This is a genomic window from Maricaulis sp. W15 (assembly GCF_001924955.1).
Lineage (GTDB): Bacteria > Pseudomonadota > Alphaproteobacteria > Caulobacterales > Maricaulaceae > Maricaulis > Maricaulis maris.
In genome coordinates, this window is sequence record NZ_LQXG01000001.1 from 40,594 (window position 1) to 66,607 (window position 26,014).

Here is a 26,014-nt window from a genome sequence, read left to right on the forward strand (position 1 = left end):
AGATTGGGAGAATGCCATGGACTATCGTTGTGAAACCCGCGGAGATCGTTTCCTTGTTTCGATCTCGGGCGTGCTCACCTTTGATGATCATGAGAAATTCCGTCAGGTCGTGGCCGAAATCGCCGATTGCGCACCGGCGACCGTCGAGCTGTCGCTGGCGACCACACGGATGATCGACTCGGCCGGGATCGGCATGTTGTTGTTGGCCAATGACAAGGCGGGGCGATGCGGCAAGTCGCTGCGTCTGTCGGGTGTGACCGGGCATGTCGCCAAGGTGATCGAACTCTCGAAGATCGACCAGCTGATCCCGGTTGATTGACGACGCGATGGGAGGCGATCCGCAATCTTCCACCAGCCGCTGCGTCGATGATGACGCGGTGATCCTGGTCGTCGATGATCTTCGCTCGTCCCGCCTTCTGATCGGTTCGGTGCTCAATGCGGCCGGCTTCACCAATCTCCTGTTTGCCAGCGATGGCATCGAGGCGGTCGAGCGCCTTGAAAGCGAACCGGTCGACATGATCCTCCTCGATATCGTGATGCCGCGCATGGACGGGTTCGAGGTCTGCCGCCAGGCACGGGGTCGTCTGGGCCTCAACATCCCGATCCTGATCCAGTCCGGCCTGCAGGATGCCGACCAGCGGGCCTCGGCCTTTGATGCCGGCGCTTCGGATATCGTCTCCAAGCCGATTCACGCCCATGAGCTGGTGTCGCGCGTCCGCCTTCATCTCGAGCGGCGGCGCATGATCGACAGCCTGCAGACCTATCAGCGGCGGATGGAGGATGAACTCCGGGCCGCCGAGTCGATGCAGGTCTCCTTGCTCAAGTCCGACGCCGATGTCGCCGCCATCGCCCAGCCGCGCGGCGCGGCGTTGACCACTTTCTATCAGGCGTCCAACCAGCTCGGCGGCGATTTGTGGCAGGTGTTCGAGATCGATGCGAGCCGGTTCGGCCTGTTCATGGTTGACCTGTCCGGCCATGGCGTCGCTGCCGCGATCAACGCCTTTCGCGTTCACATGCTGGCCGAGGCGCGGCGTCGCGACCGGGGTGATCCGGGCAAGTGGCTGGCGGCATTGAATGATGATCTCTGCCAGATGCTGTCGATCGGGCATTTCGCGACGGCCTTCTATGGCGTGGTTGATGTCGCCGGCGGACGGTTGGACTACGCCGCTGCTGGCGCGCCGCCTCCGATCCTTCTGGAGGCGGGCGGCGAGTGGCGGCCGCTTGATGGGTCGGGACTTATCCTGGGCTGCCGGGAAGGCGTGACCTACGATACCCATTCGGCGCGACTGGCTGTCGGTGATCATGTCCTGCTTTACAGCGATGCCCTGTACGAGAATTTCGACGTGCCCGAAGAGTCGCTGGATCCGCACGACATGGCGGCGCTGGCGCGTGAGGTGCTCGCATCTGCCACCGGCGCCGATTTTCACCAGGCGCTGATAAACCGGGTCTTTGCCGACGAGATGGCGCAGCGCCGGGACGATCTGACGCTCATGCTGCTGGAGGTCACGGGTGACGTCTGATGCCGCCCTCGCCGGTGCCGTCGAAGACGGCATCTGGGTTCGCTTGGCCGACCCGCAAATGGCAGCGGCGGTTTTGGCCTGTTTTGCCGAGCGCTTTCGGGACTCTGTGACCACGGTGGATGTTTTGCCGGAGGGGGCGACGATCGGCCTGGTCATCGTCGATGATGCGCATCATGCCGACATTGAAACGGCGGGTGCACACGCGGCCGGTGTCCTGCAATCGATCCTGATCACCGCCGACCCGTCGGCTGACGTGCGGGCCGATTTCGTCCTCGCGGCGGATGTCGGCATCGAGGCCGTGAAGTCTGTCCTGCGCGCGGCCAAGGATTTCCACGACCAGGTGATGACCCTGAAAGCCGATGTCGCCCGGCGCAAGTCGGCGATCGGCACCATCATCACCGGCCAGTTCGTGCTGCGCACGCTCGATGAGGCACGCAATCTGGCCACCATGCTGGCGCTCGCCTGTCCCAATGCCGACCTGGTTGCGATCGGGCTTCAGGAATTGCTGATCAATGCCGTTGAGCACGGCAATCTCGAAATCGATGCCGCGATGAAACAGGAACTCCTGATGTCCGGGCGCTGGCGCGAGGAAATCGAAAAACGGCTCAACGATCCCGCTTTCGCTGACCGTGTGGTCAACGTCACCTTTCAGCGCAGCGAGCGCATCATATCACTCACGGTTCAGGATGAGGGCGCCGGCTTTGATCATGCGCGTTATCTCACGAGCAGCGCGCCGGGCGATGGCTATCGTGGCCGCGGTATTGCCATGGCGCGGGACCTGTCCTTCTCCTCGCTGACCTATCACGGCGCCGGAAACCTGGTGGAAGCGACCATCCTGATTGAACCTGCCTAGCGCCGCCCGTTCGTCATTCCGGCATTGCTGTCGCAGATCGCGTCGACGCGGGCAGGTTTCCCGTAGATTCGAATATTCTCGCGTTCAGCTTTGGTTCAGTCGAAAATGCCCCTAATCTGCACCAGACCAGGGGTGGGATCGAAACGCAGGGGCGTTTCGCGCTGTCTGGGGGGAAGGGGATCATGATGAAAACCCAAATTTTCACGAGTGTGGTGGCATCTGTGCTGCTGGCCGGAGCCGCCATTGCTCAGGACACGTCGGCTCCGCCGAGTTTCGGCTCCGTCAATCTGAGCGCCGGTTTCACGCCGGACCCGTACAATGTGACACTCACATCGGGTGGCCAATTGCGGGCCAGCAACATCTCCAGCTCCTGCCGTGGCTGGATCGCCAATGCGCCGGACTATTCGGTCTATTACCAGGCCGGCAATATGTTCGATCTGACCATCGGTTCGGTGTCGAGCTCCGACACCACGCTTGTGGTCAATGGCCCCTATGGCAATTGGTACTGCGATGATGACAGCGGTGAAGGCCTCAATCCGAGCCTGACCTTCAACAATCCGCAATCGGGCCGCTATGACATCTGGGTCGGTTCCTATTCCGAAGGCGATTATGCCCAGGCAACGCTGTCCGTGTCCGAACTCGGCATGGCCGGTGGCCAGCCGTCACAGGGCAATATGGGTGGAATTGACTGGTCGCTGCAGTCCAATTTCGGCTCGGCCAGTCTGCGCGGCGGTTTCACGCCGGACCCCTATCGCGTCAACATCATCTCCGGCGGCAGCTACCGCGCCGACTCGGTGCGCACGGGTTGCCGTGGCTGGGTCTCGGCGGCCCCGGATTTCGAGCTCAGCTTCACCGCTGGCTCGCTGCCCCTGATCCTGTCGGCGGCGTCCAGCTCTGACACGACGATTTTGGTCAATGATCCCAACGGGAACTGGCATTGCGATGATGATGGCGGCAATGCTGGCCTCAATCCGGCGCTGACCTTCAACAACGCCCAGTCGGGCACCTATGACATCTGGATCGGCTCCTACAGCCAGGGCGATAATGCCCAGGCCACGCTGTCGATCTCGGAGCTTTACAGCGAATAGGTCTTCGCGGTTTTGAGACAGGGGCGGTCGCTGGCAAGCGGCCGCCCTTTTTTCGTGCGCCGTTCCGGTCTATGGCTTTGAGCCTCAAAATCGGGCGGGGTCATCATGCGTATCTTCTTCGGCATCATCCTGGTGGTCATCCTCGGCGCCGCGATCACAATCTTCGGAATTGTCCCGGCGCGCATTGATGACGGCATGAATGTCGTCACGCCGCACGCCCCCTATGAGCTGAGCGGTGAGGCCGAGGCCCTGCACGAAACCCTCCGCGTCGCCGATCTTCACTCCGACATGCTGCTGTGGATGCGCGACCCGACGCGCTGGAATGATCGCGGTCATACCGACCTGCCGCGCCTGCGCGCCGGCGGTGTGGCGCTGCAGGTCTTCGCCAGCGTCACCAAGACCCCGTCCGGCCAGAATTATGACAGCAATACCGCCGACAGTGACGACATCACCGCCCTCGCAATCGTCCAGCGCTGGCCGATGCGGACCTGGGACTCAATCCTCGAACGTGCCGTCTACCATGCCGACCGCCTCAACCGCCTGGCCGACCGCGATGACAGTTTCACCGTGGTGCGGACCCGCGCCGATCTCGAGGCCGTCCTCGCCGCGCGCGAAACCGATCCGACCGCCCTGGCCGGCCTCCTCGAGACCGAAGGCGCCCACCCGCTCGAGGGCGATCTCGCCAATATCGATGTGTTGTGGGAGGCCGGCTACCGCATGCTCGGCCTGCAGCATTTCTTCGACAATGAGCTTGGCGGCTCGCTGCACGGCGTCTCGAATGCCGGGCTGACGGATTTCGGCCGCGACGTCATCCGCCGCATGGATGAGCGCGGCCTGATCATCGATGTCGCCCATTCCTCGCCGCAAGTCGTTGAGGAGGTCCTGGCCATGACCGACAGCCCGCTCGTGGTCTCCCATACCGGCGTGCACGGCCATTGCGAGGTCAAGCGCAACATCCCCGACGCCCTGATGCAGCGCATCGCCGCCGGCGGCGGGCTGATCGGCATCGGCTTCTGGGCCGATGTCACCTGCGACGACAGCCCCGAAGGCGTCGCCGCCACCCTGCTGGCCGCCATCGAGCTGGTCGGCATCGACCATGTCGCCCTCGGCTCCGACTATGACGGCACCGTCACCACCACCTTCGACGCCTCCGAATACGCCGTCCTCACCGACCGCCTCCTCGCCGCCGGCCTGACCGAAAGCGACATCCGCCAAGTCATGGGCGAGAATACGGTGCGGTTCTTTTTGGAGAATTTGCCGGGGTAGGGGGGTGTTGGTTTGATGCAGGGTGGGGGCTTCCGGTGAAATCAAAATATGGTGCCCAGGAGAAGGGCGTGGGAGAATTTTAGCGCTCTTTAAGGCTGTTTTATTTCAATGCGTTATGCTTGTCCGTTTGTTTGATACATGGCGCGTTGTCTAACTCCATGTACCAAGTCGTCGCGTGGCCTTGGGTTAAGTGTCCTCGCCGCATGGCGCTCGACTTTTGCTGCCTTGATGTGTGTCTGCCTCTATGAGGGTATAAGGGGGCTTGTGTGAACATTGATACGGCATCGCTGGGTTATGACATCGGCGTCAAGTTCATCGCGGCTCATCTCTTCGCATTTTCGGGCGGCGCCTGGGCGATGATGCGGCGCGGGTTCGGCCTAGTGCGGGTTTCGGGGCGACGTAAGATCGTTCACGAACAACGCAGGTCGGGGGCGACCCGTCGATTGAATTCGTTTACACGTTGAAGCGGTTAACATGTAGCGCTGCCGGCGTATCAATGGGGTCTTAGGCGTGGATCAAGATCAGTTCGAACGGTTAGTTCGAGAGCTTCGAGCTTTGCCTTCAGAAACCTCTTGGGCAGAGTTCAAGGAAAACAATTGCGACCCGCAGATGATCGGCGATTTGATTGCTTCACTTTCGAATGCGGCGACTCTGGAAGGCAAGGAGTCGGCTTGGATTGTTTGGGGGGTACGAGACGCGGCACATGAACTTGTGGGCACATCGTTCGTTCCCGGGGCGGCCAAAAAAGGAAACCAGGACCTTGAGAGCTGGCTGGTCCAGATGCTCGCGCCTCGTATCAACATCCAATTCCACTCTGGGGTCATTGATGGGGAGTCGGTAGTTGTACTTCAGATACCGACGGCCCGCGTGCAGCCAACAGCCTTTGCCGGCAAGGAGCTGATTAGAGTGGGCTCCACCAACCGTGCTTTACGCGATGTGCCTGAAAAGGAACGCGCCCTGTGGCGGTGCTTTGACCAAACGCCATTTGAGTTGCAGTCGGCATTAACTGACCAGAGCGGCGCAAGCGTAGCCGGATTGCTTGATACTGCAGCGTTCTTCGGCCTTCAAAAGCTGCCGGTTCCGGACGATCAACGCGCGGTGCTTCGAGCACTTGAAGAAGACAGGATGGTGAAGCCGAATGACGCCGGTCATTGGGATATAACTAACTTGGGTGCGATCCTGTTCGCCAATGACCTCAGCAAGTTTCCTACGGTGAATCGCAAAGCTGTTCGTTTGGTAGTTTATGGAGGCAAGGGGCGGATCAAGACGGAGCGGGAGCACGAGGGCAGGCGAGGCTATGCTATCGGTTTTGAGGCGCTTGTCGGCTTCTTGAAAGCCCTTCTGCCACGCAACGAAGTGGTCGGCGATGCATTTCGTGAAGACGTCGCGATGTATCCCGACTTGGCATTGCGGGAGTTGATCGCGAATGCACTTATTCATCAGGATTTTACGATCTCCGGTGCTGGGCCGATGGTCGAAATGTTTGAAGACCGCGTTGAGATTACTAATCCGGGCGAGCCGTTGGGCGATGTCCGCCGCCTTTTGGACCAGGCACCTCGGTCTCGAAACGAAGCGCTTGCGGCCTTCATGCGGAGAATTGGTCTGTGCGAAGAGCGGGGTAGCGGCGTAGATAAGGTTGTTTTCGAAACGGAGTTCTATCAGCTTCCGCCCCCGCGTTGGGAGGTAAGCGAAGGGGCTTTCCGAGCCGTCCTATTCGCACACAAGGATTTCAAGGATATGGATCGCGAAGAGCGGGTCCACGCTTGTTATCTTCATGCCTGTTTGAAGCACGTGCAGCGCGAGGCTATGACTAATACTAGCTTGCGTAAACGGTTCGGTATTGCACAGAAGAATAGTGCGCAGGCGTCACGTATTATCCGGGAGGCTCAAGATGCTGGGGCTATTAAGCCTTACGATCCCGAACAGGGGAATCGAAACGCACGTTATGTTCCGTTTTGGGCTTAAGTCGCGTGCTAGCTAGGCCTGATGTCATTACGTTCCCGATAGATTCCATATGTTATTTGATTCTTAAGCAATTGATCGCTCATGTTGGAGTGTGATTGGCAGAATTAAATCAATTAAAACAATTGATTGGTGTGATTGGCGTTTCTTGATGGTTATTTGACCGGCGCGCCAGGTGGATCAATTTCAAGTTGCAAAATAGATGGGCAGGCAAGCTCAACGTCGACAACGCTCGAATTCGAGGAATAATCTGGCGAACTCGGGTGTTGCGCGCCAATAGCCCTTGTCCTAGTGACGCCGCTGAACAACGTCCTGTACCCACTTGGTCACATGGTGTCCTGTCTCAGGATTGAGCGGTATCGCCAAACCTTAGAGCCGTGCGCATCGCTTCGTTCCCTCGCGCACCAAAGCCGACACCGTCCTCTCACACGCCAAAATTCGACACCCCCGCCACCCCCTACTCCGCCGCCACAGCCTCCGCCTCCAGGCGCTCCACCAGCTTCACCCCAGCCTGCGAACAGCTCAGCGATCCACCCAGATCCCCCGTCCACTCACCCGCCTGATGCATGGCATCAACAGCGTCGCGGATCCGTCTTGCCGCCCCCGTCTCGTCCAGGCTTTCCAGCAATTGCGCCGCTGCCTCGATGGCGCCGAAGGGGTTGGCCTTGTCCTGGCCGGCGATGTCGGGGGCCGAGCCGTGGATGGGTTCGAAGAGGCCCGGCTTCTGGTCGCCTAGCGAGGCCGAGCCTAACAGGCCGATCGAGCCGGGGAGCATGGAGGCTTCGTCGGAGAGGATGTCGCCGAACATGTTTTCGGTGACGATGACGTCAAAGCTCGCCGGGGCGCGCAGCATGTGCATGGCGGCGGCGTCGACATACATGTGGTCGAGCTCGATATCGGGGAAGTCGCGGGCGCCCATCTCGGAGACGGTTTCGCGCCACAGACGGCTGGTTTCCAGCACATTGGCCTTGTCGACCGAGGTCAGCTTGCCGCGCCGCAGACGGGCCTGCTGGAAGGCGATGCGGGCGACCCGCTCGATCTCGCCGCGCGAATAGGTGCAGGTGTCGCTGGCGCTGCCGGCGCTGCGCTCGCGCGTCCCGAAATAAATCCCGCCGGTCAGCTCGCGCACGATCAGGAGATCGGTGCCGGCCACCAGGTCCGGGCGCAGGGGGGATTTGCCGGCCAGGGCCGGATGCACGGCGGCTGGTCGCAGATTGGCATAGACGCCAAGCGCCTTGCGCAGGGCCAGCAGGCCCGCTTCCGGGCGGACATCGGCCCGGTCCCATTTCGGTCCACCGACCGCGCCGAGGAAGATCGCGTCCGAGGCCCGACAGGTCGCCAGTGTGGCCTCGGTCAGCGGTTCGCCGAATTCATCGATCGAGGCGCCGCCAAAGGCGCAGGTCTCGAAGGTGACGCCAAAGCCTTCAAGCGCGGCGACATAGTCCAGCACGGCGCGGGCGACAGCGGTGATTTCCGGTCCGATCCCGTCGCCGGGCAGGAGTGTGATGCGGTAGGTCATGCGTGGTCGGCCTCATATGCGTCGATCGCATCGGCATGGCTCATCAGGAAGCCGAGCGGATCGGTGCCCTCCATCAGGCAGTGTTTGGCAAAGGGTTCGATGGCGAAGTCGAAACTGGGACCATTGCCCAGATCGACATGCTGGCTGGCCAGGTCGACCTTGATCGCGACGCCGGGATTTTCCAGCAGCCAGTTATGCGCCGCTTCCGGCGCCACGATCGGCAACAGTCCGTTGCGGGCCGAGTTGGAGCGGAAAATATCGGCAAACTCGCTGGAGATGACCGCCCGGAAGCCGAAATCATGCAACGCCCACGGGGCATGTTCGCGCGACGAGCCGCAGCCGAAATTGCGCCCGGCAACCAGCACGCGGCATTCGGCCGTGTCGAGACTGTTCAGCGAGACCGCGTCCAGCGGCTTGCCCTCGCCATCATAACGCCAGTCATGGAAGGCCAGCCTGCCCAGCCCGTCGCGGCTGGTGGTGGTCAGGAAGCGGGCCGGGATGATCTGGTCGGTGTCGATGTCCTCCTGGTCGATCACGAAGGTGCGGCTGTCGATCTGGCGGATATCGTCGATTTGATCAGGCATGGGCGGGCTCCATCAGCTCGGCCGGGTCGATGACATGACCGGCAATGGCCGCCGCCGCAGCGGTGGCCGGACTGGCCAGCACGGTGCGCACGCCCGGTCCCTGACGGCCTTCAAAATTGCGGTTCGAGGTCGAGACGACCAGCTGGCCCGGCTCACCGCGATCGCCATTCATCGCGATGCACATGGAGCAGCCCGGCTGGCGCCATTCGGCGCCGGCCGCGGTGAAGATTCGGTCCAGCCCTTCGGCTTCGGCTTGCGCCCGGACAGCGACCGAACCGGGGACGACGAGGGCGCGGACGCCCTCGGCGACGCGGCGTCCGCTCATGATGGTCGCTGCCTCGCGCAGATCGGTGATGCGCGAATTGGTGCAGGAGCCGATGAAGACCTGATCGACCTTGGCGCCGGCGACTGGCTTGCCGGCTTCCAGGCCCATATAGGTCAGGGCTTTCCTGTGCGAGGCGCTGCGCGGCTGCGGGATCGGCGTGTTGACGGCAATGCCGGTATCCGGCGCCGTGCCCCAGGTCACCATCGGCCGGATACTGGCGGCGTCGATCATGATTTCATGGTCGAAATGCGCGCCCGGATCACTGCGCAGTGCGCGCCAGCCCTCGACGGCTTGGTCCCAGCCGGCGCCAGACGGGCAGTGTTCCCGGCCTTTCAGCCAGTCGAATGTCGTTTCGTCCGGCGCGATCATGCCGGCCCGGGCGCCGGCTTCGATCGACATGTTGCAGACCGTCATCCGGCCTTCCATGTCGAGTGCCTCAATGGCGCTGCCGGCATATTCGATCACGCAGCCCGTGCCGCCATCGACGCCGATTTCGGCAATCACGGCGAGGATGATGTCCTTGGCGGAAATACCCTTCGCGACCTCACCATCGACGGTGACCCGCATCGATTTTGGCTTGCGTTGCAACAGGCATTGCGACGCCAGGACATGACCGACTTCCGTCGTGCCGATGCCGAAAGCCAGCGCCCCGAACGCGCCATGGGTGGCGGTATGGCTGTCGCCGCAGACAATTGTCATGCCCGGCTGCGTCGCACCGAGTTCGGGGCCGATCACATGCACGACGCCGCGATGGCCGCTGCCCCAGCCATGCAGGGTGATGCCATGCTTTTTCGTATTGTCCTGCAGCCGCTCGACCTGGCTTTGCGCCGCCGCTGTCGCATAGGGCGGCGTGTCGCCGGGCGCGAAATCCAGCGTCGGTGTCGAATGGTCGATCGTCGCCAGGGTGCGGTCGGGACGGCGCACGGCCAGGCCGCGCTCATCGAGCACGGAGAAGGCCTGCGGCGAGGTGACCTCGTGCACCAGGTGCAGGTCGATATAGAGCAGGCCCGGCGTCTCGGCCGTTTCGGCGCGGACCTGGTGAGCCTCCCAGACCTTGTCGAACAGCGAGCGCGGGCCGGAGTCCGTCATCGTGCCTGCGCGCTCAGTCTCAGGCGACATGCTGAACCTCCATCGCATTGTCCTGGACCGGCTGCAGCCAGCCATGCCGGTCCGGCGTCTTGCCCGAGAACAGGCCGAAGAAACGGTCCTGCATCAGCTCGGCGATGGGGCCGCGGCCACCGGCGCGCACGACATGTCCGTCGACCGAGCGGACCGGGGTGATCTCGGCCGCCGTACCGGTGAAGAAGATCTCGTCGGCGAAATACAGGCTCTCGCGCGACAGGGTTTGCTCGCGCACGTCAAAGCCTTCCGCCTCAGCCAGCTTGATGACGCTGTCGCGGGTCAGGCCCGACAGGATGGAGGCCGAGCTCGGCGGGGTGCGGATGACCCCGTCGGAGACCACGAAGATATTCTCGCCAGCGCCTTCGGAAACCAGCCCGTTGACGTCCAGCCCGATGCCTTCGTCAAAGCCGCGCGAATGGGCTTCATGGCTGATCAGCATGGAGGAGATATAATTGCCGCCGGCCTTGGCGCCGGTCGGGATGGTGTTGGGGGCCGGGCGGCTCCACGAGGAGATGCAGCAATCGACGCCCTTGGTCAGGGCTTCCTCGCCCAGATAAGCGCCCCAGGGGAAGGCCGCGACGCAGATTTCCGGCTTCGTATCTGCGCCCGGCAGCACGCCGATCCCGCCATAGCCGAAAAAGGCGACCGGGCGGATATAGGCGTCCTTGAGATGGTTGGCGCGGATCACCATGCGGCAGGCCGCTTCGACCTCTTCCTCGGTGTGATTGATCGGCATGTGATAGACCTTGGCGCTGTTGAACAGGCGCCGGACATGGTCGGTCAGCCGGAAGATCTGCGGGCCGGTTGGCGTGTTGTAGCAGCGGATTCCCTCGAACACCGAGGAGCCGTAATGCAAGGCGTGCGAGAGAATATGGGTCTGGGCTTCGTGCCAGTCGATCAGTTCGCCATTGCGCCAGATGAAGTCGGTTTCCTGGATAGCCATTGTTTCAAGTCCTGTCAGACGGCCGCGGCCGGTTGTTTTTGGGTCATGTCGGCCCGGCCATAGGCCTCGCCGCGATCGAGGGTGAAGAGCAACGAGTCGATCGCTGCGGTAACGACATCAGGGCCGCGGGCACGGCCGGAGAAGGTCTCGCCGGCGATGTCGACGCTGATATCGGCAACAAATTCACGGCCAGTGGTGGTCGAACGCATCCGCGTTTCCAATCCGATCACGGTCGCGTCAGTGCCGGTGATGCGTTGCACCGCCGCGAAGGCCGCCGCCATCGGGCCGTCGCCGGACGCAATGTCGGAGACACGACCCCGGTCGGGATGTTCCAGCTCTACCCGGGCAAACTGTTTCGGTTGGCGACCGGCCGTGGTGCGCAGCTCGGTGCGCAGAACGGTCCAGCGTGAGCCGCTGGGCGAAAAGCCCTCCATCATGGCGACCAGGTCGGCATCGTTGACCTCGCCCAGCTCGTCGGCGAGATGTTTGAAGTCCTTGAAGACCTGGTTCAGCTTGTCCGGGTCGGGCTGATAACCCAGCTTGGCCAGGCGCTGGACCAAAGCGTGCTTGCCGGAATGCTTGCCGAGCACCAGGGCCGAACCGGGCGCGCCGACGCTTTCCGGGGTCATGATTTCATAGGTGCGGCGATCCGAGATCATGCCGTGTTGGTGGATGCCGGCCTCATGGGCGAAGGCATTCTTGCCAACAATCGCCTTGTTCGGCGCCACGGGGGCACCGGTCACCCGCGACAGGCGCTGGCTGGCGGCCCAGATCTTGGTCGCATCGACATGGCTGATGGCCGGGAAGATGTCGGCCCGCACCTGCAGCGCCATGACGATCTCTTCGAGCGAGCAATTGCCGGCCCGCTCGCCGATCCCGTTGATGGCGCACTCGACCTGGCGGGCGCCGCCCTTGACGGCGGCCAGCGAGTTGGAGACGGCGAGGCCGAGATCATTGTGGCAATGGGCCGAGAAGATCACGTGCTCGGGGCGCTCGACCTTGGCGATCAGGCGTTCGAACACGGCGCGGATCTCGTCCGGTTCGGAATAGCCGACCGTGTCCGGCACATTCAGCACGTCGGCGCCATGGGCCGCGGCGCAGCTCATCGCCTCGACCAGGAAGTCAGGCTCCGTGCGCAGCGCGTCCTCGGCGGAAAACTCGATTTCGTCGAAGGTTCCGGCGGCGTGCTTGAGGCAGCGTTCGATGGTCTGCAGCACTTCGCGTCGCGACATGCGCAGCTTGGCTTCACGGTGGATCGGGCTGGTGGCCAGGAAGATGTGCAAGCGCTTGCGGCGAGCCGGTTCCAGCGCGATGGCCGCTGCATCGATATCTTTCTCGGTGGCACGGGCCAGCGAGCACAGGGTCGAATTGCGGATTTCCGAGGCAATCAGGCGGATGGCTTCGCTGTCGCCCGGTGAAGCGGCGGCAAAGCCGGCCTCGATCGTGTCGACGCGCATGGCTTCGAGCAGGCGGGCGATCTCCAGTTTTTCCGCCGGATTCATCGAGAAGCCGGGCGCCTGTTCACCATCGCGCAGCGTGGTGTCGAAGATTTGCAACCGGTCCGGCTGCGGGCTGTTTACGGGTCTCAGTGTCGGGGCGGACATGCTTGTCTCCATCGGTCCGGACCGCCAGCCGCCTGGGCTGCGATCTCCGGTGCAATCTGGGGGTGGTTGTCACGGGTGAAGACGCCGCGCACGTCGAGCAGGCGCGCGACCTGGCGCGCCAGCACGTCCATGTTGCGGGCGCCGTCACGGGCATCGAGCGTCATGGTGACAGTCGACTGACCATTGCTGGCCGCATCTTTGTCGAGTGTGGCGATGGTGAAGCCGCGGCGTTCCACAAGACCGATAAGCCGCATCAGGGCGCCTTCGGCGTCAGCGAGTTCAATACGAAGAGAGGTGCGCATGATCAGTCCTCCATCATGTCGGCATTGGACGCGCCCGGCGGCACCAGCGGCCAGACATTCTCGCGCGGGTCGATCAGGACATGCGCGAGGATCGGGCCGCGGGCGTTGAGCAGGCGGTCGATGGCCGCGGGAACTTCCTCGCGGCTGTGAACGGTGAAGGCCTCGATGCCGAAGGCATGGGCCACTTCCGCGAAATCGGGATTGTCGTAGAGGTCGATCTCGGAGAAATTCTGGTCGAAGAAATATTCCTGCCACTGCCGGACCAGGCCCAGCGAGGCATTGTCCAGCAGCAGGATCTTGACCGGCACGCCATAGCGGCGGGCGGTCGCCAGCTCCTGGATATTCATCATGATCGAGCCGTCGCCGGTGATGGTGACGACCTTGGCGTCGGGCCGCGTCATGGCAGCCCCGATCCCGGCCGGCAGGCCATAGCCCATGGCCCCCAGACCGGCCGAGGTCAGATGATGTTCCGGGCGCGAGAAGCGGCAATGCTGGGCGACCCACATCTGGTGCTGGCCGACATCGCAGGCGGCGATGAAATCGTCACCGGCCGCCTCTGATAATTGTTTCAGCATGGCCGGGGCGTAGACGCCGGATCCGGGCGCGTCATAGCGAAAGGCGTGGCGATGTTTGCGATCGACACAGGCATCACGCCATTCGGCGATGCCCAACCAGTCATTGGTGATGCCGGCCAGGATGGCGGTGATGTCGCCGGCCAGACCGATCTCGGCCCGGCGCAGCTTGTCGATCTCGGCGGCATCGCCATCAATATGGATGATGCGGGCGCCCGGCGCGAAACTGTCCAGCCGACCGGTCGCCCGATCGTCGAAACGGGCGCCGCAGCAGATCAGCAAATCGCTCTCATCGACGGCGACATTGGCGGCGCGGCCGCCATGCATGCCCAACATGCCCAGAAAGGTCTCGCTGTCCGGATCCGGACAGCCCAGCCCCTTCAGCGTCGCGACCGTCGGGATTCCGGTGCGGGCCATGAAGTCACGCACGGCCTCGACCGCGCCGCCAAGTGTGACGCCGCCACCGATATAGAAGACGGGGCGTTTGGATTGGGCCAGCAGGGCCGTCGCGGCTGCCAGGTCTGATTCAGGCGGCTGCGACGGCCCGGCCTCAGGCCGAGGCTCTGGGGGTAGGGTGGGGTACGCCTCGGCTTGTAGGACATCCTTCGGCAGGTCGATCAGGACGGGGCCGGGGCGGCCACCCTCCGCGATCGCGAAGGCTTCGGCGATCATTTCCGGAATCCGCATCGGGTCGCGGATGATGATCGAGTGTTTGACGACCGGCATCGACATGCCGAAGACATCGACTTCCTGGAAGGCATCCGTGCCCATCAGCCCGGACGGAACCTGGCCGGTCAGGATGATCATTGGGACGCTGTCCAGATAGGCATTGGCAATGCCGGTCAACAGGTTGGTGGCCCCCGGGCCGGAGGTCGCCAGGCAGACGCCGGCCTTGCCGGTCAACCGCGCCTGGGCGTCGGCGGCAAAGGCGGCGGCCTGCTCATGGCGGACCAGGATATGCTGCAGGGACGAGCCGGTCAGCGCGTCATAGACCGGCATGATGGCCCCGCCCGGATAGCCGAAAACGCGGGTGACACCCAGGGCTTCCAGCGTGCGCACGACCGCGTGCGCCCCGGTCTGTCGGGGGGCGGGGCGGGCGGCAGCGGCGGCGGTCGCCGTGTCGTCGATTTCGGTGGCGGGCAGGGCCGTCATCTCACTCAGTCCTTCTTTGCAGTCACGGCCGGGTCAGGCATTGGCGCCGGGCTGCAGCCACGGCATGTCGGCGCGCAGGGCGGCGCCGGTCTTTTCGATCGGGTGTTCCAGGTCCTTGCGCAGGAGCGCCTGGTATTGCGGCTTGCCGGCCTGGTTCTCGGTGATCCAATCGCGGGCAAATGTGCCGTCCTGGATGTCCTTGAGGACTTCGCGCATGCGGGCGCGGGTCTCGTCATTGATGACGCGCGGGCCCGAGCGCAGATCGCCGTAAATGGCCGTTTCCGAGATGAATTCATGCATCTTGGCCATGCCGCCCTCATAGAGGAGGTCAACGATCAGCTTGAGCTCGTGCAGGCATTCGAAATAGGCAACTTCCGGCTGGTAACCGGCATCAACGAGCGTCTCATAACCAGCCATGACCAGCTCGGTCGCACCGCCGCACAAGACGGCCTGCTCGCCGAACAGGTCGGTTTCGGTCTCTTCGGCAAATGTGGTTTCGATGATGCCGGAATTGGCGCCGCCAATACCGGCGGTATAGGCCAGCGCCCGATTGCGGGCTTCGCCGGTGGCGTCCTGCTGGACCGCGAACAGGCAGGGCACGCCGCGCCCGATCTCGTATTCACGACGGACCAGATCGCCGGGACCTTTCGGGGCGACGAGGATGATGTCGACGCCTTCGGGCGGGGTGACGCGGCCGAAATGGACCGAGAAACCGTGTGCGAACAGGACGGCATCGCCGGCCGACAGGTTGGGCGCGATCGACTCGCGGAACAGGGCTTCGTGGCTCATGTCCGGGGTCAGGATGGCGATCAGCTTGGCGCCCTTGGTGGCTTCGTCCGGCGTCGCCGTCTTCAGGCCATCAGCCTTGGCCTTGGTTTCGCCGGCACCGCCGGGACGGACGCCGACCGTCACGTCAAAACCGCTCTCCTTGAGGTTCATGGCGTGGGCGCGGCCCTGGCTGCCATAGCCGATCACGGCGATCGGCTGGGCTTTATAGGCTGTCGTGTCGACCTCGAAGGCGGCACGGCGGGACGGGGTGGACGCGGTCATGCGGGCATCTCCTGCTTGGATTGCATGGCTGTGGGTTGCGGCGACGCCTTGGCGGGCGACGGCGCGATGAGGGTGGTGGCGCCGCGCGAGGCCGAAGCGACCAGGGCGGCGTATTTGGCGAAGACACCGGTCGGTGCGGGCCGGCCGGAGGTGGATTGCGGGCGATTGGCCAGATCGGCCTCGACATCGATCCGGCGGGCGGCGACATCGATACGGATCATGTCGCCATTGCGGACCCGGCCGATCGGGCCGCCATCAGCCGCTTCCGGGCTGACATGGCCGATCACGAAACCCTTGGAGGCGCCGGAAAAGCGGCCATCGGTGATCAGGGCGACATCGCCGGCCAGGCCCTGGCCGACCAAGGCCGCGGTGACGCCCAGCATTTCACGCATGCCGGGGCCGCCCTTGGGGCCTTCATTGCGGATGATGATGATGTCGCCGGCCTTGACCGAATTGGACTCGACGGCGGCGAAGGCATCTTCCTCGCACTCAAAAACGCGGGCCGGACCGGAGAATTCCGAGCGGTCATGGCCGGACAGTTTCAAGACGGCGCCCTCGGGCGCCAGATCGCCGGTCAGGATGCGGAAACCGCCATCGGGTTTGACCGGATTGGCGACCGTGTGGATGACGCGCTGATTTTTGGCCTCGGTGGCGCTGGCGCATTCGGCGTGCAGGCTCTGACCGGTCACGGTCGGTGTGTCGGTCAGGAGACCGCCCTCGATCAGGCGTTGCCCGAACAGGCGCGAGCCGCCGGCCAGGAACATGTGGTGGGCCAGGAAACGACCGCCGGGCTTCAAGTCGGTGATGACCGGGGCCTGGCTGGAGATGCGGTCGAACTCGGCAATGTCGAACGGCACACCCGCTTCAGCCGCGATGGCGGCGACGTGCAGGACGGCATTGGTTGAGCCGCCGGAGGCCGAGGCGGCGATGACGGCATTGCGCAGGGAGGCTTCGGTGATGAAACGGCGCGGCGTGGTGCCGGATTTCGCCAATTCGACAGCCAGTCGGCCGCAGCGGGCGGCGGCCGCTGGTTTCTCAGGGTGCGGCGCCGGGATGTCGTTCACGCCCATCGGTGACAGGCCCAGCATGGTCAGGATCATGGCCATGGTATTGGCCGTGAACTGGCCACCACAGGCACCGGCGCCGGGGCAGGCGGCTTTTTCGACCTTGGCCAGGCCGGCATCGTCGAGTGTGCCGGCGGCGTGGGCACCGACGGCCTCGAACACGTCCTGGATCGACAGGGCCTGGTCGCCCAGCTTGCCGGGCATGATCGTGCCGCCATAGAGGATGCAGCCCGGCACATCCATGCGCGCTAAGGCCATGGCGGCGGCCGGGATGGTCTTGTCGCAACCGACCAGGATGACCACGCCGTCCAGGCTATGGCCGCGCGTCGCCAGCTCGATCGAGTCAGTGATCACCTCGCGTGAGATCAGTGAGGCGCGCATGCCCTCGGTGCCCATCGAGATGCCGTCGGAGACAACGATGGTGTTGAAGTCGACCGGATGGCCGCCGGCCTCGCGCACGGCCTCACGGACCGGCTCGGCGAGATCGGCCAAATGCATGTTGCAGGGCGTGACCGTGGTCCAGGTGTTGATCACCCCGATCATCGGTTTGTCGAAATCGCCATCCTCCATGCCGGTGGCGCGCAACATGGCACGGGCCGGCGCGCGGGCCGGGCCTGCCGTGATGGCGTCTGAGGATTTGCGGTGGTCCTGGGTCATTTCATGTTCCGTGGTTCGAAACACAAAAAACCCCGCTCCGTGTCCGGGAGCGGGGTTTTTTGTGTCTGCGTGTCCGAGGTCTCTCGTCAGGCAGGCGCGCTAACCGCTCCCGTTATGGTGGGGATAATAAGTACAAGTACGAGAAGGAGGAGGCCGAGCGTGTTCGCCCGCTCGCCGGTCAGGGCAGCGGCCGGTGCAACCGGCAGGGCGTACGCAGTGATCATCAGATCGGCTTTCCAGAACTCTATTGCGGTGCAACGTGACCGGTGAATTTGGTTAAGGCAACCCCGATTTGGAAAAAAACTGCACCGAAGCTCAAATTTTGGCACAAAGCGGCAGGTTCATTCCCGGAATGAGGCTTTTGAGCACTGGAATACTACGCGCTCGCGCGCGCGAAACAGGATAGGTTGCCACGATGTGGTTGAAACGCATGATCTGGCGCGGGCTTGGCCTGGTCTTTGTGGCCCTGGCGATCGCCGGTGTCGTGCTGCCACTTGTGCCGACGACACCCTTTCTCCTGCTTGCGGCCTTTTTCTTCGCCCGCTCCTCGCCTCGCCTGCATGCTTGGCTGTTGTCGCACCGGCAGTTCGGCCCCTTGATCCGCAACTGGCATGACCATGGCAGTATTGGCCGGCGGACCAAGTATTTTGCGGTTGGCGCGATGCTGGCCGCATTGCTGATCAGCATCGCCCTGGGGCTTCGCCCGCTCCTGATCGCGATACAGGCGCTGGTCCTGTCCGGTGCCGCCTATTTCATTTTGAGCCGCCCTGAGGGACCTCAAGACGAGGCCTGAAGCGCCATGTGACGGCCGGTTCACCTTGCTGCATCGGCAGGCAGGCCTGTTCATTTTCGTGCAGCGGGAAACGTCAGCACCGGAATCCTGATTAACCGGTTGACGGAACATTGAGCGCGCGCAGCAAATTTTCGGGCGACATCCGATCATGTCGCGACTCTGTGGATTGAACTGCTGGCGGCGGCCGACGCCAGCCTCTTTCCCGGAGAAGAAATTTGCAGGTCGGAGCAATATTTGGACCCACGGTGAAAAAAAGCACCGCAAATGCATCGTTCGGAGAAATTTGTTGCGATGCAGCATAATGGGTCCTACACTGATGATATCAAGAGTCGCCTCAAGGTGACCTGACCACAGAGCGCACAGATTGGATCCGTCACCACAGCGATGTGGTGCGGATCGTGAGGGACGGCGAAACCACAGGGTTTTCGCTGGTGCGCGCCACGTATGGCGACCGTCAACTCATTGATCCTCGACAAGTTTTTTCAAGTGCTGCGGGCAGTCCGCAGCCCTGTTCGCGACCTGATGACAGGCCGGATGGTGAGGGGCAGTTGCCAGAACGGGGGGATCCCAATGATTGGCAGAACACAGATGAACAAGACACTGGCCAGGGGCGCATTGTGCGCCGTGGTGGCAGGCATCGGTTTGACCGGTGCCGCCCACGCCGAGGTGTCAGAGGAAACAGCGTTTGTTTTCAACACGCTTCTATTCCTGATCGGGGGTTTCCTGGTCATGCTCATGGCGGCCGGGTTCGCCATGTTGGAAGCCGGTTTCGTGCGCACCAAGCACACGGCCGCGATCTGCCTGAAAAATATCGCCCTCTACTCGATCGCCGGCATCATGTTCTACTTGGTCGGCTATCAGGTCATGTATGGCGGGCAGACCCCCTATTTCGGCATCCCTGAAATCTGGGCTCCCTCCGAGGTGGCCAGCGACGAGGCGATTGACCTGGGAACCGGCTATGCGGCGGCATCAGACTGGTTCTTCCAGATGGTGTTCGTGGCCACTGCGGCTTCGATTGTCTCCGGCACGATCGCCGAACGGGTCAAGCTGGGCCCCTTCTTCATCTTTGTCGTTGTCCTGACTGCGGTGATCTACCCGATCCAGGGCAGCTGGGAGTGGGGCGGCGGCTGGCTGGATGCCGAGTTCGGCTTCTCTGATTTTGCTGGCTCCACCCTCGTTCACTCGACCGGTGGCTGGGCGGCGCTCGCCGGTGCCATCCTGCTCGGTGCCCGCGCCGGGCGGTTCGGCCCAGACGCCAAGCCGATGCTGCCGGGTTCGCTGCCCTTGGCAACGCTCGGCACCTTCATCCTCTGGTTCGGCTGGTTCGGCTTCAACGGCGCCTCCCAGCTCGCCCTGGGGTCATCGGCCGATGCGGTCGCGATCTCACAGATCTTCGCCAACACCAATATGGCGGCCGCCGGTGGTGTGGTGACGGCATATCTTCTGTCCATGCTGCTCGGTGGCGGCAAGGCCAATCTGGCCTATTGCCTCAACGGCGCCCTCGCCGGTCTTGTGGCCATCACCGCCGAGCCGCTGACGCCGACCATCATGGAGGCCATCGCCATCGGTGCGGTGGGTGCCGTGATCGCGACATTCGGTGCCAAACTGCTGGAACTGGTCCGCATTGACGACGTCGTCGGCGCCATCCCGGTCCACCTGTTCGCCGGTATCTGGGGCACGATGGCAGTACCGCTGACCAATTCCGACGCGACCTTCTTCGGTCAGGCGGTCGGGGTTGGCGCCATCGGTGCCTTCGTCTTCGCCACCAGCTTCGTCGTCTGGCTGGTCCTCAAGATCACGGTCGGGATCCGACTGTCACCGGATGCCGAGAATGTCGGTGGCGACCTGTCCGAGCTGGGACACAATGCCGGCTCGATCTTCGCCAGTGACGTGGGAAAGACGTCGGCCCCGGCGCAGTAACGGCACATGTGGCCGGATCCGGTGAGCCTGTCTCGCCGGATCCGGTCCCGCCGCCGGACGGGGCCGTCCCGCAGCCAAGCCAGACCGTTTCATCAACCCCGGAGCGCCGGTCCAGCCCGACCTCCCTGCAGACACTGAAATCCGCGCCGGTCGTCACGCGGTCAACGGGAGAGCTGCGCTCCCGACCAGCGGGCCGGAGCACTCTGAAATCCAGACCATCAACACCCGATTTTCCACCCAGGAGTAAGTCATGAAAACCAAGTTTCTCGCCCTCGGCCTCGCGGCCTGCTGCTTCACCGCCCCAGTTGCCGCCCAGGAAATCACCGGCAATGTCGCACTCGCGACCGACTATATCTTCCGCGGCATCACCCAGACCGATAATGGCCCGGCGATTTCCGGCGGCTTTGACGTCGAAAGCGGTGGCTTCTATGGCGGTGTGTGGGCGTCCAGCGTCGATTTCAGCGACGACACCACCATGGAACTCGACCTCTATGGCGGTTACGGCTTCGCCGCAGGCGGTTTCGACTTTGACGTTGGCGGCATCTACTATGCCTATCCCGATAGCCCGAGTGCCGGTGGCGACCAGAACTTTTTCGAGCTCTATGGCGGCATTGCGCGCAGCTTCGACATCCTGAGCTGGGACGCCAAGCTGTCCTATTCGCCGGAATTCTACGGCGAGACCGGCCCGGCCATCTATCTCGAGACCGGCCTCGGTCTGGAAATCGGCGCCGGCATCACGCTGGACGGCCGTGTCGGAGCCAGTCGCTTCGATGATTTCTCAGGCGCGGATTATGAGGATTATAGCATCGGCCTCTCTGGCACGATCTTCGACAATGTCGGTTGGGGCCTGCGCGCTCACGATGTGTCGGGTGGCGGCAATGAGTCAGTCGTCCTGTCCTTCTCGCAGAGCTTCGGCGGTTAGTCGCGGCAACCCTCCGCTCAACGCGAACGCATTGACGGGCCCGGCCTTGCGCCGGGCCCGTTTCTATTGGGCCGTCAACCGCCAGATGCCGCCATTGGCACCAATGATCCAGCCGGTCTCGCCGGACGGTGAAAAGGCAACCGCATTGGGAGCGGCAATCTCCCAGCCGCTCGCCTCCCAGCTAATGGTGTCGCCACTCACACGACCCAGATCCACACCATTCGTGCCCACCGCGATCCAGCCATAGCCGAGCGGGCTGATGTCAGAGCGGTAGCCATTCGGCTGCGGATCGCCCCGGACCCAGCTTGCGCCACCATCCCTGGTCAGGGCGAATGTGCCGTCGCGGCGTTCCGGGTCCTGGTAATCGCCGCCGACTGCAGCCAGCAGCCCGTCCGGCCCGGCTGCCAGCGCGAAAATCCCGGCCCCGCCGGACCCCGCTGCCAGAGGCGCGGCTCGCGCGACCCAGCTCTCGCCGAAATCACAACTTGCGAGAACGCGGGCGATGGCACCGCCCCCGGTTCCGATATAGGCGCAACCGTCCGGGGTAAGCGCGATCGACGTGTTGGAAGCGGCAAACCCGGCTTCGCCGTCAAGCGGTTCGGGTAGTCCTTCGACCTGTTCCCAACTTGCCCCCCCATCGCGTGTTCGGAGGATCAGGAATTGACCATCGACCGGGTCGGAAAAAGCAAGGCCTTGCCTATCATCCCTGAAAGCGAGGCTGTCAAAGAAGGCGGACCCGCTCCTGTCTTCCCAGGCGATCGTGAAACTTGCTCCGCCGTCTCGCGTTTCCAGAATCCGGGCGGGCTGGCCCGCGGTGACGAACAGCGCGTGGCTATCGTCAAAACCATGTGCCGAGCGCAGATCGGCGCCTTCGGCCGGCCCGGCTGTCGTGACCTGCCAGGACAGGCCGCCGTCCAGCGTCCGCAAAACGCCGCCTTCAGGCGCCCCGATCCAGACGACTTGGTCCGAGACGACACTTAGTCCGCGCAGCGACGTTGTGACGCCGCTGTCCTGGCGCTCGACCTGCCAGGTCTCGGCGGAACACCCGGTGAGCGCGAGTGCGACCGTGGCCAGGCCGAACCGGGACTGCCGCTTCACTCTCCCAGCCCCAGCAAGCTTGCGCTGTCGCAATGCCAGCATGTGTCGGCCCCGATCGGGCTGCCGGGCGGGACCGGCGTGTCGACCAGCTCCGGCGTTTCGCCCTCATCAAACCGGGCCAGGCCGGCCGCCGCAGCACGGGCCAGCCAGAGCTGGTGGCTGGCTGCTGCGTCACTGCGCTGCCGGGCGGGTTCATTGCGAGCAATTGTTTCAAGGCGCTGCCGGGCCGCGGCGGAAGGTGCGGCGGGGTCCGAGACAAGAATGTCGAGCAATTGCGCGACATACTCGGTCTGGAGCGCCCGGCGCAGCGGCACCAGGCGGGCCGCCTCATTGCGGGGCGCGTCGAACAATTGCGCCTCGACCCGGTCAAACAGGCTTGCAAGGCTCATCTGGCTGCCGCCCCGAGCCGCCTGGTCCGCCAAGCGGGACAGCCGGGACGGGTTGAGCATGGTTTCAAGCGTGATCTGTCCGGCTGCGGCGGCGGCGCCGGTGCGGCTGAAGGCCGGGTAATCATCGGACCGGAAGAGTTCCCGCGTTGCGGCCGGATCATAGTCGGCGAAGGGGGCCGGCATCATCAGGGTGAGGATATCATCAGGAATATCCAGCACTTGCGGATCGAGGGTTGCGAGGAGTGCGTCGAGCGCCCGGGTCTGATCTGCAGCGCTCACCGGCGTCAGCCCGATCAGGCCGGCCTCGTTGGGCCCGTAGTTGAACACCACGCCGCCAATGGATTTTCCAACCGCCTCAACCTGATAACGATGGTAGAGATAGATCGGCGGCAGCACCTGACGCAGGCCGCTGGCGGGTTCGCTCTGTGCCAGCACATGGGGACCAAAAGCCGCGAGAGCTCGCGCCCGGACGGCCAGCGTCTCCTCAAGCATGGCGACCGGATCGGCGCCATTGTCCCACAGATTGGCGAGCGGGTGGGCGCTGGCATTGCCGCGGGCATGGCGGTCAGTGATGTAAAGCAGGCCGTTGGCGGCGGCGTCATCAAGAATGGCGTTGAGCGCTGCAGTCTCTGTCGACCCCTCACCGAACTCGCCATAAAGCCATGAAATCGCGACACGATCCCAGGCCGCTATGCCGGTGTCATAGGCCGCGCTGGTATCGATCTCGCCATTGCTGTCGAGTGTCACCAGGGGGGCCGGATAGTCCATCACCGAGGCCCGATCGGAGACGCTGGCGGCGAAATTATGGGCGAGGCCGATCGTGTGGCCGATCTCGTGCGCCGAGAGCTGCCGGATACGGGCAAGGGCGAGTTCCAGCGGATCATTTGCGGCACCGGTCCCGGTATTTTCCACTCCCATAAGCCCTTCAAAGATCATGCGATCCTGACGCACGCGTTGGGAGCCGAGTATGACATGCCCTTTGAGAATTTCACCGGTGCGTGGGTCAATCACCGAGCCGCCATAGGACCAGCCGCGGGTCTGGCGATGCACCCATTGGATGACATTATAGCGGACATCGAGCGGGTGGGCGCCTTCCGGCAGAAGCTCGACACGGAAGGCGTTTTCATAGCCGGCCGCGGTGAAGGCCTCGGCCCACCAATTGCCGCCTTCGATCAGCGCGTCACGGATGAGGGGCGGAGTGCCGCGGTCGAGATAATAGACGATCGGTTCGACAACAGGCCCGGATTGTGTTGACGGATCAACACGCTCCAACCTGTGGCGCAAGGCGAGCGAGCGCCGGACGGGGGCGTCCAGCGGTGTGGCCATGTCGTAGAAATCCAACGTGATCGCGCCCGAGCGATCATCGGCTTCGCGCGCTTCATAGCCCGCTTCGGGCAGGGCCGCGAAGGAGTGGTGGACGGTCAGGGTGATCGAGTCTGGTGCCGGCGTCACAGCGCGCACTTCCGACCCCGGGCTGGAACTCGATAACGTTAAAAGTGAATCGATTTCAACATTTTGTGGAAATACCAGAGCGCTGCCGGTGAGCGCGGCCGAGCGCTCGACGGCAATCGAGAAACTGCCCTGGCCGCTGTTCGACAATTGCCGCACCGTGCCGATCGGGTCGCGCTTGAGGAAATCGCTGAGGTCGATCAGCACGGAGCCGTCCTCTTCCGCCACGATATCGGTCGACCAGATGACCGAACGGGCGAAGGAGTTTCGGGTCGCCGCAGCCTCGTCCGGCCCGGCACCCTCGGCGCGATAGCCCGTATTCTCGAACTCGGCGAACACCCGGTCGTTGACCCGGAAAAAACGCAGGATTTCAGAGCTTGATCCGAGTCCGCGATCCAGTCCCACCGGGTTGGATCCGAGGCCGGATGTCAGCCGCGCGGTATAGATCATGCGACCAAGATCATTGCCTTCGCCGCTGGCCAGCCGGGCCAGGATGCGACCATCGGACGGGTCGAGATAGAGCGGGATGAAACCGTCGCGCAATTCCAGTTCGGCAATCGTCTCGACATAGCCCGCCGCGTCATTGTCCTGCCCCTGCGCGACCGGCGTCAGGGCGGAAAAGGCGAGTGCGCAGCCGGCAATCATGGCCAGCGTCTTCGTGGTGGTCATCCTGGTGGTCTTCATGGTGGTCCTGGTCCCCTTCTTTGCGGCGACGCTAGCCGAGCTGTCACGCACTGTCACGTTGGCGGTTGACCAAATTGGATATTGTATACAATTTGGTCCTTGTTGATTTTCCCGCCGGGAGTGACAGGCTGATCGGGGCCGATCCGGCCGTTCGTCCGGCGCGGCGGCGGACACGGATGACACGGCGTTGAGCCAGGCCCGGAAGGTGCCCGAACAGGGCGTCGGTCCGGCACAAGGGGTGAGTGATGACGGTATCAAGCTGGCGCGGGGTCTTCCCCGCTGCGACGACGCAATTTGCCGAGGATCTCTCGGTCGATCTCGAAGCGACCACGGCGGTGGTCAAGGCCCTGGTCGAGGACGGGGTGCATGGCCTCATCGCCATGGGTACGGTGGGCGAGAACAATTCCCTCACTGCAGCGGAAAAGCGGGCCGTCCTCACCGCCATTGTCGATGCGGTCGATGGCCGGGTGCCGGTTCTGACCGGCGTCTCCGAACTGACCACCGATCTGGCCCGCACCTATGCCGTCGACGCGGCGCGGATCGGGGCCGACGGGCTGATGCTGTTGCCGGCCATGGTCTATGTCCCGTCCGAAGCCGAGCTGGAGGCGCATATCCGCACCGTCGCGGCCGCCACCTCTCTGCCGGTCATGCTCTACAACAACCCGCCCGCCTATCGCGTCGCGATCTCGCTCGACACGCTGGAGCGCCTGAAAGATGTCGAGACGCTGGTGGCGATCAAGGAGAGCGCGCCCGATCCGCGCCGGATCACCGACATTCTCAATCGCTGCGGCGATCGTTACCGGGTCTTTGCCGGACTGGATGATGTCGCGCTGGAGGAAATCCTGCTCGGCGCGGTCGGCTGGGTGTCCGGCCTGACCAATGCTTTCCCGGCCGAGTCGATTGCCCTGTGGGACGCCGTCGAGAGCGGTGATCTGGAGACCGCCCGCGCCATCTATCGCTGGTTCATGCCGCTGTTACATCTCGATGCCGAGCATGATCTCGTCCAGTCGATCAAACTGGCCGAACAGGTGATGGGCCGCGGCTCCGAGCGTGTGCGCATGCCGCGCATGCTGCTGTCGGGCGAGCGCCGCGCTGAAGTCATCACCATGGTCGAAACGGCGCGTGACACCCGCCCGCTCAAACTACCCTCTGTGTTGGCGCACTAGGACGGGAGCG

The 26,014-nt window shown here is 63.6% G+C and carries 22 protein-coding genes; 10 read left to right on the forward strand and 12 right to left on the reverse strand.

The genetic code is table 11. The annotated features are described in order from the left end of the window. The first annotated feature begins 16 nt into the window (after nt 1-16). From AWH62_RS00135 to AWH62_RS00160, 6 genes are all read left to right on the forward strand, one after another. On the forward strand, nt 17-319 hold the full coding sequence (locus AWH62_RS00135) for an STAS domain-containing protein (protein ID WP_075188439.1): 303 nt from the start codon (nt 17-19) through the stop codon (nt 317-319). 7 nt (nt 320-326) lie between these two features. After that, complete coding sequence (locus AWH62_RS00140; RefSeq protein ID WP_075188440.1) at nt 327-1,520, forward strand: PP2C family protein-serine/threonine phosphatase; 1,194 nt, start codon at nt 327-329, stop codon at nt 1,518-1,520. Next, a complete protein-coding gene (locus AWH62_RS00145; RefSeq protein ID WP_075188441.1) occupies nt 1,510-2,373 on the forward strand; it encodes an ATP-binding protein in 864 nt (287 codons plus the stop codon). The genes AWH62_RS00140 and AWH62_RS00145 overlap by 11 nt, the downstream gene beginning before the upstream one ends. Nucleotides 2,374-2,558: 185 nt before the next feature. Then, the gene (locus AWH62_RS16665; RefSeq protein WP_075188934.1) at nt 2,559-3,461 is read left to right on the forward strand and encodes a hypothetical protein; all 903 of its coding nucleotides are present in this window, start codon (nt 2,559-2,561) and stop codon (nt 3,459-3,461) included. Between the two features lie 105 nt (nt 3,462-3,566). Beyond that, on the forward strand, nt 3,567-4,727 hold the full coding sequence (locus AWH62_RS00155; protein WP_075188442.1) for a dipeptidase: 1,161 nt from the start codon (nt 3,567-3,569) through the stop codon (nt 4,725-4,727). A 510-nt stretch (nt 4,728-5,237) separates the two neighbouring features. Next, nucleotides 5,238-6,692: an ATP-binding protein gene (locus AWH62_RS00160; protein WP_198928849.1), complete on the forward strand. Its 1,455-nt coding sequence runs from the start codon at nt 5,238-5,240 to the stop codon at nt 6,690-6,692. Between the two features lie 454 nt (nt 6,693-7,146). Here AWH62_RS00160 and leuB read toward each other — a convergent pair whose 3' ends face one another. The 10 genes from leuB to AWH62_RS16930 all read right to left on the reverse strand — a co-directional run bounded on the left by leuB (nt 7,147) and on the right by AWH62_RS16930 (nt 17,807). Next, the gene (leuB, locus tag AWH62_RS00165) at nt 7,147-8,208 is read right to left on the reverse strand and encodes a 3-isopropylmalate dehydrogenase (protein WP_075188443.1); all 1,062 of its coding nucleotides are present in this window, start codon (nt 8,206-8,208) and stop codon (nt 7,147-7,149) included. Then, a complete protein-coding gene (leuD, locus tag AWH62_RS00170) occupies nt 8,205-8,792 on the reverse strand; it encodes a 3-isopropylmalate dehydratase small subunit (protein WP_075188444.1) in 588 nt (195 codons plus the stop codon). Before leuD ends, leuB begins: the two co-directional genes overlap by 4 nt. Further along, nucleotides 8,785-10,236, reverse strand: a complete 1,452-nt coding sequence (gene leuC, locus AWH62_RS00175) for a 3-isopropylmalate dehydratase large subunit (RefSeq protein ID WP_075188445.1) — start codon at nt 10,234-10,236, stop codon at nt 8,785-8,787. The genes leuD and leuC overlap by 8 nt, the downstream gene beginning before the upstream one ends. Continuing rightward, nucleotides 10,226-11,182 (reverse strand): branched-chain amino acid transaminase, encoded by a 957-nt coding sequence (locus AWH62_RS00180; RefSeq protein ID WP_075188446.1) that lies wholly within the window; start codon nt 11,180-11,182, stop codon nt 10,226-10,228. Before AWH62_RS00180 ends, leuC begins: the two co-directional genes overlap by 11 nt. A 14-nt stretch (nt 11,183-11,196) precedes the next feature. Next, nucleotides 11,197-12,786, reverse strand: coding sequence for a 2-isopropylmalate synthase (locus AWH62_RS00185; RefSeq protein ID WP_075188936.1), 1,590 nt, complete (start codon nt 12,784-12,786; stop codon nt 11,197-11,199). Further along, nucleotides 12,768-13,088 carry an ACT domain-containing protein gene (locus AWH62_RS00190; protein WP_075188447.1) on the reverse strand — a complete coding sequence of 107 codons (321 nt, stop codon included), beginning with the start codon at nt 13,086-13,088 and terminating at the stop codon, nt 12,768-12,770. Before AWH62_RS00190 ends, AWH62_RS00185 begins: the two co-directional genes overlap by 19 nt. A 2-nt stretch (nt 13,089-13,090) precedes the next feature. Continuing rightward, nucleotides 13,091-14,812: an acetolactate synthase 2 catalytic subunit gene (gene ilvG / locus AWH62_RS00195; protein ID WP_075188448.1), complete on the reverse strand. Its 1,722-nt coding sequence runs from the start codon at nt 14,810-14,812 to the stop codon at nt 13,091-13,093. Between the two features lie 33 nt (nt 14,813-14,845). Then, nucleotides 14,846-15,862: a ketol-acid reductoisomerase gene (gene ilvC, locus AWH62_RS00200; protein ID WP_075188449.1), complete on the reverse strand. Its 1,017-nt coding sequence runs from the start codon at nt 15,860-15,862 to the stop codon at nt 14,846-14,848. Beyond that, on the reverse strand, nt 15,859-17,583 hold the full coding sequence (locus AWH62_RS00205) for a dihydroxy-acid dehydratase (protein ID WP_075188450.1): 1,725 nt from the start codon (nt 17,581-17,583) through the stop codon (nt 15,859-15,861). The genes ilvC and AWH62_RS00205 overlap by 4 nt, the downstream gene beginning before the upstream one ends. 86 nt (nt 17,584-17,669) lie before the next feature. Next, entirely contained in the window at nt 17,670-17,807 is a 138-nt protein-coding gene (locus tag AWH62_RS16930) for a hypothetical protein (protein WP_158025516.1), read from the reverse strand. A 191-nt stretch (nt 17,808-17,998) separates the two neighbouring features. Between AWH62_RS16930 and AWH62_RS00210 the strand changes: the two genes are divergently transcribed. The 3 genes from AWH62_RS00210 (at nt 17,999) to AWH62_RS00220 (ending at nt 21,218) form a co-directional block, all read left to right on the forward strand. Beyond that, nucleotides 17,999-18,376 carry a YbaN family protein gene (locus AWH62_RS00210; protein WP_075188451.1) on the forward strand — a complete coding sequence of 126 codons (378 nt, stop codon included), beginning with the start codon at nt 17,999-18,001 and terminating at the stop codon, nt 18,374-18,376. Nucleotides 18,377-18,964: 588 nt separating this feature from the next. Beyond that, nucleotides 18,965-20,296, forward strand: coding sequence for an ammonium transporter (locus tag AWH62_RS00215; RefSeq protein ID WP_233128212.1), 1,332 nt, complete (start codon nt 18,965-18,967; stop codon nt 20,294-20,296). 250 nt (nt 20,297-20,546) lie between these two features. Beyond that, complete coding sequence (locus tag AWH62_RS00220; RefSeq protein ID WP_075188453.1) at nt 20,547-21,218, forward strand: TorF family putative porin; 672 nt, start codon at nt 20,547-20,549, stop codon at nt 21,216-21,218. Between the two features lie 63 nt (nt 21,219-21,281). On the opposite strand, the gene AWH62_RS00225 is transcribed toward AWH62_RS00220, so the two are convergent. Continuing rightward, nucleotides 21,282-22,316 carry a hypothetical protein gene (locus tag AWH62_RS00225; protein ID WP_083634872.1) on the reverse strand — a complete coding sequence of 345 codons (1,035 nt, stop codon included), beginning with the start codon at nt 22,314-22,316 and terminating at the stop codon, nt 21,282-21,284. Continuing rightward, on the reverse strand, nt 22,313-24,838 hold the full coding sequence (locus tag AWH62_RS00230; protein WP_233128213.1) for a zinc-dependent metalloprotease: 2,526 nt from the start codon (nt 24,836-24,838) through the stop codon (nt 22,313-22,315). Before AWH62_RS00230 ends, AWH62_RS00225 begins: the two co-directional genes overlap by 4 nt. Before the next feature lie 245 nt (nt 24,839-25,083). Here AWH62_RS00230 and AWH62_RS00235 point away from each other — a divergent pair, with 245 nt between their 5' ends. Next, nucleotides 25,084-26,004 (forward strand): dihydrodipicolinate synthase family protein, encoded by a 921-nt coding sequence (locus AWH62_RS00235; RefSeq protein WP_075188455.1) that lies wholly within the window; start codon nt 25,084-25,086, stop codon nt 26,002-26,004. The last annotated feature ends 10 nt before the right edge of the window (nt 26,005-26,014 follow it).